Genomic DNA, 14,494 nt, shown 5'->3' with positions numbered 1-14,494 from the left:
CGCGTGAGAACCTCACCTGGACGCGCGGTGACGCCGCCCGCGACACTGCGTGACCGGAAGGACGACCGGCGGCCCCGCGGCCGCGAGGCCCGACACGGCGAGGAGGCGGCACCGTGGCAGGTCCTCCGCCCGGCCGGTCCTCCGGGGCCCGGACCGGGAGGGAACCGGCTCGCGGCCTCCCTCCGCTGCCGCCGCTGCCCTCCCGCCCGCCGTCGCCCGCGGCCGACCGCCGTGACGCGCCGGTGCGGCCCCGGCCCCCGAGGCCCGCGGCGCCCGAGGCGCGCCCCGGCGCCGGCCGCCGCGCCGCCCGGAACCGGCGGCGCCCGCGCGGCCCGGTGCGCCGGTTCGTGACCCGGTGGGGCTGGCGCGCCTACGCGATCCCGCTGCTCGTCGTGGCCACCGTGCTGACGGTGCTCGACCTCGTCGGCCCGGGCACGCCCGCCCGGGTGGGCGCGACCGCCGGCAGCACCGGGTCGGTGGCCTCCTCGCCGGCGACCTCGCCCCCGTCGGCCTCCTCGACGCCGAGCGCGACCCCGGCGGACACCCCCACGCCCACCGCGCCCGCGGAGGGCGACGCCAACCCGACCGGCCTCCCGGCGCCGGCGGCCGGCACGTACGTGGAGCAGGGTGCGGGCACCGTGGCGGTCGTGCCCGGCAGCTCGGGGGTCTACGGCACCGGCCCGCTGCAGCGCTTCGTCGTCGAGGTCGAGGACGGTATCGGCGTGGACGGCGCGGCCTTCGCGGCCGCGGTGGAGGCCACGCTCGGCGACCCCCGCTCGTGGGGGAACGGCGGCCGGATGTCCTTCCAGCGCGTGGACGCCACCGACGCCGGCGCCTACGACTTCCGGGTCAGCCTGGTCAGCCCCGGGAGCATGGAGCGCTACTGCCCCGGCGTGGGCACCGGCGGCTACACCTCCTGCCGCTACGGCGAGCGGGCGGTCATCAACCTTGCCCGCTGGGAGACCGCCGTCCCCCACTACCAGGGCGACGTCGCCACCTATCGCCAGTACGTCGTCAACCACGAGGTCGGGCACGCGCTGGGCAACGGCCACCAGGCCTGCTCCGGCCCCGGCCAGGTCGCGCCCGTGATGCAGCAGCAGACCCTCGGCCTCGAGGGGTGCGTCAAGAACGCGTGGCCCTTCCCCTGACCAGGGGCGCGGGACCCTCCCGCCGGGCGCGGGGCGGGGCTACGCTCCGGAGCCGGTGCGCCGGGAAGTCTGGTCGGCAGTCGTGATCCCGACGACCCGATCGGAGCGCCATGACGACTCCGGACGTCCCCGCCGTGCTGCTCGACTCCCTCGGCAAGCGCTTCGGCGCCACCGACGCGGTCGTCGACCTCTCCCTGACCGTCCCGCCGGGTGAGGTCTTCGGCTTCCTCGGGCCCAACGGGGCCGGCAAGTCCACCACCGTCCGGATGCTGCTCGGGCTGCTGCGCCCGACGACCGGCCGGGCCGAGGTGTTCGGGCACCCGGCGGCCGACGTCGAGGAGGCGCACCGGCACCTCGCGTACGTGCCGGCCGACGTCGCCCTGTGGCCGTCGCTGACCGGCCGCGAGTGCCTGGACCTGCTGGCCGGGGTGGGCCCGGGCACCGACCCCGCCCACCGCGACGAGCTGGTCGAGCGGTTCGCCCTCGACGTCGGCAAGCGCGCCCGCGCCTACTCCACGGGCAACCGGCAGAAGGTCGCCCTCGTCGCCGCGTTCGCCACGCGGGCCCCGCTGCTGGTCCTCGACGAGCCGACCAGCGGCCTGGACCCGCTGATGGAGCGGGAGTTCCGCACCTGCATCGCCGAGGCCTCCGCCCGCGGGCAGACGGTCTTCCTCAGCTCCCACCAGCTGGCCGAGGTCGAGGCGGTGTGCACCCGGGTCGGCATCCTGCGGGCCGGCCGGCTGGTCGAGGTCGCGGGCCTGGCGGAGCTGCGCCGGCTGCGCCGCTCGGAGGTGACCGTGCAGCTCGGCGGTCCCGCGCCCGGCCTCGCGCGGCTCGCCGAGCTGCCCGGGGTGGCCGACGTGCGGTGGACGACGCCGCTGGAGGTCACCCTCGCGCTCACCGGCCCGCCCGGCCCGGTGCTGCGCGTCCTCGGTGACGCCGACGTCGTGCGCCTCGACGTCCGCGAGCCGTCGCTGGAGGAGATCTTCCTCGACTACTACGGGCGGGCGGCGTGACCACGCGCACCGCGTCGCGCGCGGACGCCGGCCGGCGGGTGCCCGCGGCCGCGGCGCGGCCCGGGACGGCCGTCCGGCGGCTGGCGGTCCGGTCCGTGCGCCGGGGGACGGTGGTCGTCGCGGTGCTGTGCGGTGGGCTGGCCGCCTTCGTCGCACAGCAGTACGAGTCGACGCTCAGCGGCGCGGTCGGCCTGGACTCGCTGGCCGCGCTGGCCGACAACCCCGCGATCCGCACCCTCTTCGGGCCCCCGCTGGCCCTCGACGACGCCGGCGGCTTCACCGTCTGGCGCACCGGCACGGTCGCGCTCGTGCTGGCCGGCATCTGGGCGGCACTGGCCGGGACGCGGCTCACCCGCGGCGAGGAGGAGGCCGGGCGGGCCGACCTCCTGCTCGCCGGCCGACTCCGGCTCGCCGCGCTGGTCCGGACCGCGCTCGGGGTCCTGCTCGCGGCGGGCGCGGTGGTCGGCGCCGCCGTCGTCGCGGGGATGCTGCTCGCCGGGACGGCGCCGGCCGGGGCGGCGCTGTTCGGTGCGCTCGTGGGCGGCACCACCATGGCCGGCGGCGCGCTCGGCGTGCTGGCCGGGCAGCTGCTGGCCGAGCGGCGCTCCGCCACGGGCCTCGCGGTCGCCGTCGTGCTCGCCGGCCTGCTGGCGCGGATGGTGGGCGACGGCGTCCCCTCGCTGTCCTGGCTGCAGTGGGGGAGCCCGTTCGGGCTGCTCGGCCGTGTGGCGCCCTACGCCTCCGACCGGTGGGCGCCGCTGCTCGTGCTCGCGGTCCTCGTGGCGGTGCCCGCCGTCCTGGCCACCGTCGTGTCCGGGGCGCGCGACGTCGGCGCCGGCCGGTGGCGCCCGGCCGACCGGGCGCACGCCCCCAGCCGGCTGCTGCGCTCGCTGCCCGGGCTCGCGGTGCACCGCACCCGGCGGGCGACGGCGACCTGGTCCCTCGGCGTCGCCGCCTACTTCCTGCTCATCGGCCTGCTGGCCACCGCGATGGTCGACTTCCTGCGGCAGAACCCGGTCTTCGCGGACATGGCGGCCGCCGCCGGGTTCGACCGGCTGGCCTCGGTGCAGGGCTACGCGGCCTCGCTGTTCACCCTGCTGGCGGTGCCCGTCGGGGCGTACGCCGCCGCGCGGGTCGCCGCCGTCGCCGCCGACGAGACCGCGGGCCGGCTCACCCTGCTCTACAGCCGGCCGGTCGGGCGGGTCCGCTGGATGGCGTGGGAGACGGCGGCGGTCGCGGCCGGCGCCGTCGTCGTCGCCGCGGCCGCGGGGACGGCGACCTGGGCGGGCGCCGCCTGGGTCGGCGCAGGCCTCGGTCCCGGCGAGGCGCTGGCCGGCGCGCTGTCCGTCGTCCCGGTGGCCCTGCTGTGCCTGGGTGCGGCGCTGTTCGCGCTCGGCTGGCTGCCCTCGGCGGTGCTCGCCGTCGGCGTGCTGCCGGCGGCCGGCGGCTACCTGCTCCTGGTCCTGGCCGACAGCTTCCGCTGGCCGGGGTGGATCCGGGACGTCTCGCCGTTCGCGCACCTCGCGGCCGTGCCCGCCGAGCCGCTCGACGTCGCGGGCGCGGCCGGGATGCTCGCCGTCGCGGCGGTGCTGGCGGCCGCCGGGCTGGCCCGCTACGCCCGCCGGGACCTCCAGGGCTAGGGACCTCCGGGGCTGGGGACCTCCGGGGCTGGGGACCTCCGGGGCTGGGGACCTCCGGGGCCGGGGACCTCCGGGCCGGGGAACAACGCGTCCTGTCACGCTGTTGTGCGCACGAAACACCGGCCAGGGCCGGAGTCCGCGACCCCCGAGGAGCAAGCGTGTCCCTGCCACCCCTGGTGGAGCCCGCCGCCGACCTGTCCATCGACGAGGTCCGCCGCTACAGCCGCCACTTGATCATCCCGGACGTCGGGATGGACGGGCAGAAGCGACTCAAGAACGCCAAGGTGCTCGCCGTCGGCGCCGGCGGCCTGGGCTCGCCGGTGCTCATGTACCTGGCCGCCGCGGGCGTCGGCACGCTGGGCATCGTCGAGTTCGACGTCGTCGACGAGTCGAACCTGCAGCGCCAGATCATCCACGGGCAGTCCGACGTCGGCCGGTCGAAGGCCGAGAGCGCGCGCGACTCCATCAAGGAGATCAACCCGCTGATCGACGTCCGGCTGCACGAGACGCGCCTGGACAGCGACAACGTCCTCGACATCTTCGGCCAGTACGACCTCATCGTCGACGGCACCGACAACTTCGCCACGCGCTACCTGGTCAACGACGCGTGCGTGCTGCTGGGCAAGCCCTACGTGTGGGGCTCGATCTACCGGTTCGACGGGCAGGTCTCGGTCTTCTGGAACGAGCACGGGCCCAACTACCGCGACCTGTACCCGGTGCCGCCGCCGCCCGGCATGGTGCCCTCCTGCGCCGAGGGCGGCGTGCTCGGCGTCCTCTGCGCGACCATCGGCGCCATCCAGGCCACCGAGGCGGTCAAGCTGATCACCGGCATCGGCGAGACGCTGCTCGGCCGGCTCATGGTCTACGACGCCCTGGAGATGACCTTCCGCACCATCAAGGTCCGCAAGGACCCGGAGGCCGAGCCGATCACCGGCCTCATCGACTACGAGGCCTTCTGCGGCGTCGTCTCGGTCGAGGCCCAGGAGGCGGCCGCGGGCTCGACGATCACCGTCGACGAGCTCAAGGACATGATGGACGCGGGCAAGGACTTCGAGCTGATCGACGTCCGCGAGCCCAACGAGTACGAGATCGTCTCGATCCCGGGCGCGACGCTCATCCCCAAGGACGAGATCCTCTCCGGCCGCGCCCTGTCGCAGCTGCCGAACGACAAGCCGATCGTGCTGCACTGCAAGACCGGCGTCCGCTCGGCCGAGGTGCTCGCCGCGGTCAAGAACGCCGGCTTCCGGGACGCCGTGCACGTCCAGGGCGGCGTGACGGCGTGGGCGACCCGCATCGACAAGGCGCTGCCCACGTACTGACGAAGGACCCTCCTGCCCCCCACCCCTCGCTGTCGCTCGGGGCGGGACCCTGCAGGAGGGCCGTTCCAGGACGTGGCCAGGGCCCGGCACCCGTCACGGGTGCCGGGCCCTCGGCGTCCGTGTTGACTGGTCCGGTGCCCGAGCCGACGACGTCACCGACCGAGCTGCTGGAGCTCTTCCAGCGCGCCCAGGCCACGTTCACCGACCGCGTCGACGCGGTCGAGCCGGGGCAGTGGGACCTCGAGGCGCTGCCCGGCTGGACCGTGGCCGACCTCGTCGCGCACCTGGTCGGTGAGGCGTACTGGGTGCCCGGCCTGCTGGCCGGCGAGCCCCTCGACGACGTCGCCGCGCGCGTGCCGTCCGGGACCGACGCCCTGCTCGGGGACGACCCGCTCACCGCGTGGGAGACCGTCGCGGACGAGGCGCTGGCCGCGGTCGCCACCGCTGACCTGACCGCCGGCACCGTCCACCTCAGCCGCGGCCCGACGCCGGCGCGCGAGTACGTCGAGGAGCTCACCGCCGACCTCACCGTGCACGCCTGGGACCTCGCCCGCGCCACCGGCGGCGACGAGGCCCTGGACCCGGCGCTGGTCCGCGCCGCGGAGGCACTGGCCGGGCGGCTGCCCGACGACGGCGTGCCCGGCCTGTTCGCCCCGGCGGTCGAGCTGCCCGACGGCGCCGCCCCGCAGCAGCGGCTGCTGGCCCGCTTCGGCCGCCGGGCGTAGCCCCCGCGACGCGTCAGGAGGGCCTGCCGGACGCGACGTCTCCCTATCCTCCGGAGCACGTCTGCAGGAGGTCCCCATGAGTCAGCCGCCCTACGGTCCCCCCGGCCAGCCGGGCCAGCCGGGCCAGCCGGGCCAGCCGGGCCAGCCCGGTCAGTACGGGCAGCCGGGCCAGGGTCAGCCGGGCCAGTACGGCCAGCCGGGCCAGTACGGCCAGCCCGGTCAGTACGGCCAGGGGCAGCCCGGTCAGTACGGGCAGCCCGGTCAGTACGGCCAGGGGCAGCCCGGTCAGTACGGGCAGCCGGGCCCGTATGGGCAGCCCGGGGGCCCGGGACCGGGACGCAACCGGCGCGGACTGGTCATCGGCCTCGTCGCCGCCCTGGTCCTCGTGGTCGCCGCCGCGGTCGTCCTGTTCGTCGTCCTCCGGGACGACGACCCGGCCCCCGCGGCCGGCGCCACGACCTCGTCGGCCGGCGCGCCGACCAGCACGTCGCCGCGCCCGTCCTCGAGTGCGCCGTCGTCGACCACCAGCGCGCCGTCGCCGACGGGTGGGGCCGGGTCCGGCGGTGACCTGCTGGCGATCCTCCCGGCCGACTTCACCGACTGCACGGAGGCCCCGCTCGCCGGGGACGGCGACATCGCCCACGCGTCGTGCGGCGCGAGCACCACCCAGCCCGGCCCGACGCAGGCCGAGTTCTTCCGGTACCCCGACCAGGCGACGATGGACTCGGTGTTCACGAACGACGCCTCGGGGCAGGGGCTGTCGCAGCTCCCCGAGGGCCAGGACTGCAGCGCGACGACCGGCATCGGCTCGTGGGGCGGCGGGACCAACAGCGGCCTGGTGGCGTGCGCCATCGACACCGAGAACAACGCGGTGGTCATCACCTGGACCGACGACGCGGCGCTCGTCGAGGGCATCGTCGGGGCGCCGGGTGGCACGCAGGCCGACCTCGCCGCGCTCTACGCCTGGTGGCAGGCCAACAGCGACTACCGCCTGTGAGCCCGGGGCCGGCCGAGCCGGACCCCGCCGACGTCGACGAGGCGGTGTACGACGCCGTCGACTCGATCCCGCCGGGCCGGGTGAGCACCTACGGGGCGATTGGCCGGCTGGTCGGCGTCGGGCCCCGGCGGGTGGCCCGCGCGCTGTCCGGCGGGGGCGGCGGGGCGGCCGTGCCCTGGTACCGGGTGGTCCGCGCCGACGGCACCTGCGCCGAGCCCGTGCGGGTGCGCCAGCTGGAGCTCCTGGCCGGGGAGGGCGTGCCGGTGCGCGACGGCCGGGTGGACCTGGCCGCCGTCGCCTGGCCCTGAACGCACGAGAGGGGACCCGTGGCTCGGCTGCTGTACTCCGCGACCGCGTCGCTGGACGGCTTCATCGCCGGCCCGGGCGGCGACATGTCCTGGCTGACCCCGCACCTGGGCGACCCGAACCCGACGGCGGACCGGCTGGTCACCCGCGTCGGCGCGATGCTGGTCGGCGCCCGCACGTTCGGCGGCGACGACCCGAACCGGGGCACCGATCAGGAGGGCGCCTTCGGCGGCCAGTGGTCCGGGCCGGTCGTCGTCCTCACCCACCGGCCGCCCGCCGAGGCGCCCGACGGCGTCACCTTCACCGGCGACCTGCACCGCGCCGTCGACCTCGCCCGCGAGGCGGCGGGGGACGACTACGTCAACGCCCTGGGCGCCGACGTCGCCCGGCAGCTGATCGAGGCGCGGCTGCTCGACGAGGTGCTGCTGTTCTTCGCGCCGGTCCTGCTCGGCGACGGCGTCCGGGTGTTCGAGCACCCCGGCGGGACACAGGTGCTGCTGGACCGACTCCCCGGCGAGACCGAGCACTGGTACCGGGTGCGGTACCCGCCCGCGTGACGAAGGGCTCCGCGGCGATGTCGGTGAGTCGTGGTGTCATCGGAGGGTGGCACTGCGGGGGGACGAGGGTGCGCCGGTCTACCGGCTCGTGCAGCCGCACCGGGAACCGGTGGCGCCGCCGCGGCTGGACCCCACCCAGCAGGCCGTCGTCGACCACGCCGGCGGCCCGCTGCTGGTGCTCGCGGGCCCCGGTACCGGCAAGACGACGACGATCGTCGAGGCCGTCGCCGCCCGCATCGACCGCGGCGTCGACCCCGAGCAGGTCCTGGTCCTGACCTTCAGCCGCAAGGCCGCCGCCGAGCTGCGCACCCGCATCACCGCGCGGGTCGCCCGGACCATCCGCGAGCCGCTGGCCCGCACCTTCCACTCCTACGCGTACGGCGTGCTGCGGCGGGCGGCGCTGCTGCGCGGCGACGCCCCGCCCCGGCTGCTCACCGCCGCCGAGCAGGACGCCGTCGTCGCCGAGCTGCTGCGCGGTGACCTCGCCGGGGAGGGCGCGGTGCGCTGGCCGGCGTCGCTGCTGCCCGCGCTGGCCACCGCCGGCTTCCGCGGCGAGCTGCGCGAGCTGCTGCTGCGGGCCACCGAGCGCGGCGTGGACCCCGAGCTGCTGGCCGCGTGGGGCCGGGAGACCGGCACGGAGGCGTGGCTGCACGCCGCGGCGTTCCAGGAGCAGTACGAGGCGGTCACCGCCTTCTCCACGGCCGGCGGCGGCGACGCCTCCGGCTACGACCCCGCCGAGCTGGTCCGGGCCGCGATCGCCGAGCTGGAGGACGACCCCGAGCTGCTGCGCCAGGAGCGCGCGCGGGCCCGCTGGCTGTTCGTCGACGAGTACCAGGACACCGACCCCGCGCAGGTCGAGCTGCTGGAGCTCCTCGCCGGGGGCGGTGGCGACCTCGTCGTCGTCGGCGACCCCGACCAGGCCATCTATGCCTTCCGCGGTGCCGAGCCGCGCGGGATCGTCGAGTTCCCCGACCGGTTCCGCACCGTCGACGGCCGGCCCGCGCAGCGGCTCTCGCTCGGCGTCTGCCGCCGCTCGGGCCCGGCACTGCTCGACGTCAGCCGCCGCGTCGCCGAGGCGCTGCCCGGCCCGTGGGAGCACCGCCGCCTGCAGCCGGTCGACGGCGCCGACGCGGGCCGCGCCGAGGTGCACGTGTTCGGCTCGGCCGCCGTCGAGGCCGCCTACGTCGCCGACACCCTGCGCCGCGCCCACCTCGTCGACGGCGTCCCGTGGTCGGACATGGCCGTCGTCGTCCGCACCGTGCTGGCGATCGGCCCGCTGCGCCGCGCGCTGACGTCGGCGGGCGTGCCGGTCGAGGTGTCCACCGACGACCTGCCGCTGGCCGCGCAGCCGGCCGTCGCGCCGCTGCTGGCGGCGCTGACCGCGCTGCTGCCCCGGCCCGGCGACGAGCCCGGCGCGCTGGCCCTCGACGAGCCCGGCGCCGAGGCGCTGCTGGCCTCCCCGCTCGGCGGCGCCACCGTCCTCGACCTGCGCCGGCTGCGCCGGGCGGTGCGGATCGCGCAGGCCCAGCGCGGCGTCGACGCCGACGAGCGCGGCACGCCGCTCGCCACCGCCCTGGCCGACGAGCCGCTGCTCGAGGAGCTGCCCGACGCGGTGGCCCGGCCGGCCCGCCGGGTGGCCGCGGTGCTCGCCGCCGGCCGGGTCGCGCTCGCCCGCGACGGGTCGGCCGAGGACGTGCTGTGGGCGATGTGGCAGCGCAGCGGCCTGGCCGGCCGGTGGGCGCGGGCCAGCGCCGCCGGGGGAGCCGCCGGCGCCGCCGCCGACCGCGACCTCGACGCCGTCGTCGCGCTGTTCGACGCCGCGGCCGGGTTCGTCGACCGGCTGCCGTCGGCCACCGTCGGCGCGTTCGTCGAGCACCTGTCGGCCCAGGAGCTGCCCGGCCTCACCGGCGCCGAGCGCGACGCCGCCACCGACGCCGTCCGGCTGCTCACCGCGCACGCGTCCAAGGGCCTGGAGTGGGACGTCGTGTGCGTCGCCGGCGTGCAGGAGGGCGTCTGGCCCGACCTGCGCGACCGCGGCACGCTGCTCGGCACCGAGCTGCTGGTCGAGCGGGTCGCCGGCATCGACGGCACGTCGGTGGACCGGCGCACGCAGATGCTGGCCGAGGAGCGGCGGCTGTTCTACGTCGCCGCCACCCGGCCCCGGAAGCGGCTGGTGGTCACCGCCGTCGAGGGCGCGCTGGACGGCCCCGACGCCGGGGCCACCGCCTCCCGGTTCCTCGACCTCGTCGTCCCGCCGCCGGACGACGGCCGGCCGCTCACGCCGCTGCCCCGCTCGCTCACCCTGCCCGCGCTGGTGGCCGAGCTGCGCCGCGCGGTCAGCGACCCGCAGACCGAGCCGGCCCGCCGCTCGGCGGCCGCGGCGGTGCTGCGCCGGCTGGCCGCCGAGGGCGTGCCCGGCGCGTCCCCGGAGGACTGGTGGGGCCTGGCGCCGCTGTCCGACGACGCCCCGCTGGTGCCCGGCGACGAGGTGGTGCGGGTGCGCCCGTCGGCGATCGAGACCTTCCAGCGCTGCCCGCTGAAGTGGGTGCTGGGCGCGGTCGGCGCCGAGGCCGCCCCGGAGTCGCACCGCACGGTCGGCTCGGCGGTGCACGCGGTCGCGCAGAAGGTGGCCGAGGGCCTGCCGCCCGCCGAGGCGCGGGCCGCGCTGGCCGAGGAGCTCGACGCCCTCGACCTCGGCCCCGGCTGGGCCGACCAGCGGCAGCGGGTCGCGGCCCGCGACATGCTCGAGCGCTTCCTCGGCTGGCACGCCGCCAACCGCCGCGAGCTGCTGGCCGCCGAGGCCGACTTCGACGTCACCGTCGGCCGGGCGCGCATCCGCGGCCAGGTGGACCGGCTGGAGCGCGACGCGGCGGGCCGGCTGGTCGTCGTCGACCTCAAGACCGGCCGCACGCACGCCAAGGAGGTCGACACCCACGGGCAGCTGGCCGCCTACCAGGTCGCGGTGGCCGCCGGCGCGTTCGGCGACCACGGCACCGCGCCCGGCGGGGCCTCGCTGCTGCAGGTGGGTACCGGCACGAGGGCGAAGGAGCAGGCGCAGGACGCGCTGCCGCCGGACGTGCCGCTGGGGGAGACGTGGGCGGGGCAGCTGGTCGCCGAGGTCGGCGAGGGCATGGGCGCGGCCACCTTCGAGGTGCGCACCGGCAGCCACTGCGGGCGGTGCCCGGCGCGGCGCAGCTGCCCGCTGCACGAGCGCGGCCGGCAGGTCACCGCGTGACGCGGCGGGGACGCCGGTGAGCCGGCGCGCGCCCACGCCCGACGAGCAGCTCTCCTTCGACGACCTCCTGGGCCCGGCGGTCGCCGAGCCGGTCGCGCCGAAGCGGCTGCTCGACCCGGCCGAGGTGGCCGCCCGCTGCGGGCTGTCGTACGCGCCCTCGCCCGAGCAGGCCGGGGTGGTGTCCGCGGCCGCCGACCGGCCGCTGGTCGTCGTCGCCGGGGCCGGGTCGGGCAAGACCGAGACGATGGCCGCCCGCGTGTGCTGGCTGGTCGCCAACGAGCTGGTCGCACCGGAGGAGATCCTCGGGCTCACCTTCACCCGCAAGGCGGCCAGCGAGCTCAACGAGCGGATCCGGCTGCGGCTGGGCGCCCTCGCCCGCCACCCCCAGACCGACCCGCAGCTCAAGGAGCGGCTCGCGGTCTCGATGCCGACGGTCTCGACCTACCACGGGTACGCCGCCTCGCTGGTCTCCGAGCACGGGCTGCGCATCGGCGTCGAGCCCGGCGCCGGCGTGCTCGGCCCGGCCATGTGCTGGGGGCAGGCGGCCGCCGTCGTGTCCGGCTGGACCGGCGACATGGACGACGTCCCGCTGAGCCCGCTGACCACCACCGAGGACGTGCTGGCGCTGGCCGCCGAGCTCGGCGAGCACGACGTCAGCCCCGCGGCGCTGCGGACCTGGACCGCGCGCCTGGAGGCGCAGGTGGCCGGCTACCCCGACGCGAAGGGCAAGCGCGGCCCCTACAAGCCGGTCGTCGAGATGCTCGCCCGGCAGCGCGCCCGGGTGGCGCTGCTGCCGCTGGTCGAGGCGTTCGAGGGGCGCAAGCGCGCCGCCGGTGCGATCGACCACTCCGACCAGGTCGCACTGGCCGCGCGGATCGCCGTCTCCGCGCCCGAGGTGGGCCGCCGCGAGCGGTCGCGCTGGCGGATCGTGCTGCTCGACGAGTACCAGGACACCAGCGTCGGCCAGCTGCGGATGCTCGAGGCGCTGTTCGGGCGGGCCACCGGGCACGCGGTGCTCGCCGTCGGCGACCCCCGCCAGTCGATCTACGGCTGGCGCGGCGCCTCGTCCGGTACGATCGAGCGCTTCGACCGCACCTTCCCGGGCGCCCGCGGCAGGAAGGCGGAGCGGCTCACGCTGGCCACGAGCTGGCGCAACGACGGCGCGGTGCTCGACGTCGCCAACGCCGTCGCCGGGCTGCTGCCGGCGCCGGTCGTGGCGCTGCCGGACCTCACCGCCCGGCCGGGCGCCGGGCCCGGCACCGTGCTGGCCGGGCTGCACACGACGGTGGCCGAGGAGACCGAGGCGCTCGCCGACCGGCTGGCCGCCTGCTGGCGCGGCGAGGACCCGGCGCTGCCGCCCCGGCCCGACGGCCGCCCGCCGACGACGGCGGTGCTCGTCCGCACCCGCAAGCAGCTGCCCGGCATCGCCGCCGCGCTGCGCGCCCGCGGGCTGCCGGTGACCGTCGTCGGGCTCGGTGGGCTGCTCGAGGTGCCCGAGGTGTCCGACGTCGTCGCCACCCTCACCGTGCTGGTCGACCCCTCCGCGGGCGACGCCCTGGGCCGGCTGCTCACCGGCGCCCGGTGGCGGATCGGCCCGCGCGACCTGGCGGCGCTGGAGGCCCGCGCCCGCACGCTGGTGCACGCGCGCAGGCCGGACCGGGACGACGACGAGACGGTCCGGCGCTCCGAGCGGGGAAGCATCGTCGAGGCGCTCGACGACCTCGGCGACCCCGGCGCGTACTCGCGCGCGGCCTACCGCCGGCTGCGGCGGCTCGGCGGGGAGCTCGCGCACCTGCGCGGGCGGCTGGGGGAGTCGCTGCCGGACCTGGTCGACGAGGTCGCCCGGACCCTCAGCCTGGAGACCGAGCTGGCCAGCACGCCCGGCGTGAGCCCCGGGGCGGCGCGGGCGCACCTGGACGCGCTGCACGCCGTCGCCGCCGAGTTCACCGAGCTGGCCGAGCTGCCCTCGCTGCCGGCGTTCCTCGGGTACCTGCGCGACGCCGAGGAGCGCGAGCGCGGCCTGGAGCCCGGCGAGGTGGCGGTCGACCCCGAGTCGGTGCAGCTGCTCACCGTGCACTCGGCCAAGGGCCTGGAGTGGGACGTCGTCGCCGTGCCCGGCATGACCGCCGACCAGTTCCCCTCGCGCACCGACACCAGCGACTCCTGGGTCAAGGACCCCGGCGCGATCCCGGTCGACCTGCGCACCACCGACCGCGCCGAGCTGCCGCAGCTGCGGCTGCCGGTGCCCGGCTCCGGCGACCAGGCGGCGGTGCGCGCGGCGCTCGAGGACTACGTCGAGGAGTGGAAGGCCTTCGGCGAGGCCGAGGAGATCCGGCTGGGCTACGTCGCGGTCACCCGCGCCAAGCACCTGCTGCTGTGCTCGGGCAGCTGGTGGCGGGAGGGCGTGAAGCCGAACGGGCCGTCGGTGCTGCTCGACACCGTCCGCCGGGCGTGCACCGCCGGGGCGGGCATCGTCGTCGCCTGGGCCGAGCGGCCGGAGGAGGGCGCGACCAACCCGGCGCTGGAGGAGTGGCCGGTCGGGGTGTGGCCGGCCGACCCGCTGTCCCCGCCGCGCCGCCGCGCACTGACCGCCGCCGCGGAGCTGGTCGCGGGCGCCGCCCCGCACCCGCTGGACCCGGCGGCCGCGCTCGGCACCGGCGACCCGCAGGTCGAGCAGTGGGTGCGCGAGGCCGACCTGCTGCTGCGCGAGCGCCGCCGCACCGCGCGCCCGACCGTCGAGGTGCCGCTGCCCAGCCACCTGTCGGTGTCGGAGCTGGTCGCGCTGCGCCGCGACCCGGCCGAGCTGGCCCGCCGGCTGCGCCGGCCGATGCCCTCCGCGCCCGCGCCGCTGGCCCGCCGCGGGACGGCCTTCCACGCCTGGCTGGAGGAGCGCTTCGGCGTCTCCCGGCTGCTCGACCTCGACGAGCTGCCCGGCTCGGGCGACGAGGCGGCGGCACCGGACGGCGCGCTGGGCGCGCTGCAGGCGGCGTTCCTCGCCAGCCCGTGGGCCGACCGGCAGCCGGTCGAGGTCGAGGTGCCGTTCGAGACGCCGCTGGGCCCGCTCACCCTGCGCGGCCGGATCGACGCCGTCTTCGCCGACGGCGACGGCGGCTTCGAGGTCGTCGACTGGAAGACCGGCCCGCCGCCGTCGGGCGCGGAGCTCTCGGCGGCCGCGGTGCAGCTGGCCGCCTACCGGCTGGGCTGGTCGCGGCTGACCGGCGTCCCGGTGGAGAAGGTGAGCGCGGGCTTCCACCACGTCGCCGCGGGCGTCACCGTGCGCCCGGTCGACCTGCTCGACGAGGCCGGCCTGATCGCCCTCGTCACCGGCGAGGCCGGCCACGAGGACCTGCCGCCCGAGCCGGACGACGACGAGCTGCCCCCGCCGCCCGAGCCCGACGACGACCTGCCCCCGCCGCCCGACGACGACCTCGGCTGACGCCGCCGCGACCTCGCCGTCGCGGGGCCGCCCGGGGGCCCGCCCTCACCCCGCGGGGGGCGGCCGCACCCCCCGGCGGGGGGGGGGGGCCCGCGCCGTGCGGGAGGGGGGGCGG

10 protein-coding genes are annotated in these 14,494 nt (G+C 77.7%); all 10 read left to right on the top strand.

Annotated features, from left to right (window positions below):
• The first annotated feature begins 347 nt into the window (after window positions 1–347).
• The 10 genes from ACI798_RS09835 (at window position 348) to ACI798_RS09790 (ending at window position 14,379) form a co-directional block, all read left to right on the top strand.
• Window positions 348–1,148, top strand: coding sequence for a DUF3152 domain-containing protein (locus tag ACI798_RS09835; protein ID WP_457047826.1), 801 nt, complete (start codon window positions 348–350; stop codon window positions 1,146–1,148).
• 110 nt (window positions 1,149–1,258) lie between these two features.
• Window positions 1,259–2,164: an ATP-binding cassette domain-containing protein gene (locus ACI798_RS09830; RefSeq protein ID WP_456940980.1), complete on the top strand. Its 906-nt coding sequence runs from the start codon at window positions 1,259–1,261 to the stop codon at window positions 2,162–2,164.
• A complete protein-coding gene (locus ACI798_RS09825) occupies window positions 2,161–3,804 on the top strand; it encodes a hypothetical protein (protein WP_457047825.1) in 1,644 nt (547 codons plus the stop codon). The genes ACI798_RS09830 and ACI798_RS09825 overlap by 4 nt, the downstream gene beginning before the upstream one ends.
• A 158-nt stretch (window positions 3,805–3,962) precedes the next feature.
• Window positions 3,963–5,123: an adenylyltransferase/sulfurtransferase MoeZ gene (gene moeZ / locus ACI798_RS09820; protein ID WP_456940982.1), complete on the top strand. Its 1,161-nt coding sequence runs from the start codon at window positions 3,963–3,965 to the stop codon at window positions 5,121–5,123.
• Window positions 5,124–5,257: 134 nt separating this feature from the next.
• Window positions 5,258–5,848 (top strand): TIGR03086 family metal-binding protein, encoded by a 591-nt coding sequence (locus ACI798_RS09815; RefSeq protein ID WP_456940983.1) that lies wholly within the window; start codon window positions 5,258–5,260, stop codon window positions 5,846–5,848.
• 76 nt (window positions 5,849–5,924) lie between these two features.
• On the top strand, window positions 5,925–6,845 hold the full coding sequence (locus tag ACI798_RS09810; RefSeq protein ID WP_457047824.1) for a hypothetical protein: 921 nt from the start codon (window positions 5,925–5,927) through the stop codon (window positions 6,843–6,845).
• On the top strand, window positions 6,842–7,153 hold the full coding sequence (locus ACI798_RS09805) for an MGMT family protein (protein WP_456940986.1): 312 nt from the start codon (window positions 6,842–6,844) through the stop codon (window positions 7,151–7,153). Before ACI798_RS09810 ends, ACI798_RS09805 begins: the two co-directional genes overlap by 4 nt.
• 18 nt (window positions 7,154–7,171) lie before the next feature.
• The gene (locus ACI798_RS09800) at window positions 7,172–7,708 is read left to right on the top strand and encodes a dihydrofolate reductase family protein (RefSeq protein WP_457047823.1); all 537 of its coding nucleotides are present in this window, start codon (window positions 7,172–7,174) and stop codon (window positions 7,706–7,708) included.
• Window positions 7,709–7,754: 46 nt separating this feature from the next.
• Window positions 7,755–10,943, top strand: a complete 3,189-nt coding sequence (locus ACI798_RS09795; RefSeq protein ID WP_457047822.1) for an ATP-dependent helicase — start codon at window positions 7,755–7,757, stop codon at window positions 10,941–10,943.
• A gap of 16 nt (window positions 10,944–10,959) precedes the next feature.
• Window positions 10,960–14,379: an ATP-dependent helicase gene (locus tag ACI798_RS09790; RefSeq protein ID WP_457047821.1), complete on the top strand. Its 3,420-nt coding sequence runs from the start codon at window positions 10,960–10,962 to the stop codon at window positions 14,377–14,379.
• Window positions 14,380–14,494 lie beyond the last annotated feature (115 nt).

It is taken from the genome of Geodermatophilus sp. SYSU D01045 (assembly GCF_054050295.1).
This window is presented reverse-complemented; position numbering and strand designations above follow the sequence as displayed.

Excerpts from the sequence above, each read along its gene's own strand:
- ACI798_RS09830 (WP_456940980.1), top strand. The coding sequence starts at position 1,259 with ATGACGACTCCGGACGTCCCCGCCGTGCTGCTCGACTCCCTCGGCAAG.
- ACI798_RS09810 (WP_457047824.1), top strand. The coding sequence starts at position 5,925 with ATGAGTCAGCCGCCCTACGGTCCCCCCGGCCAGCCGGGCCAGCCGGGC.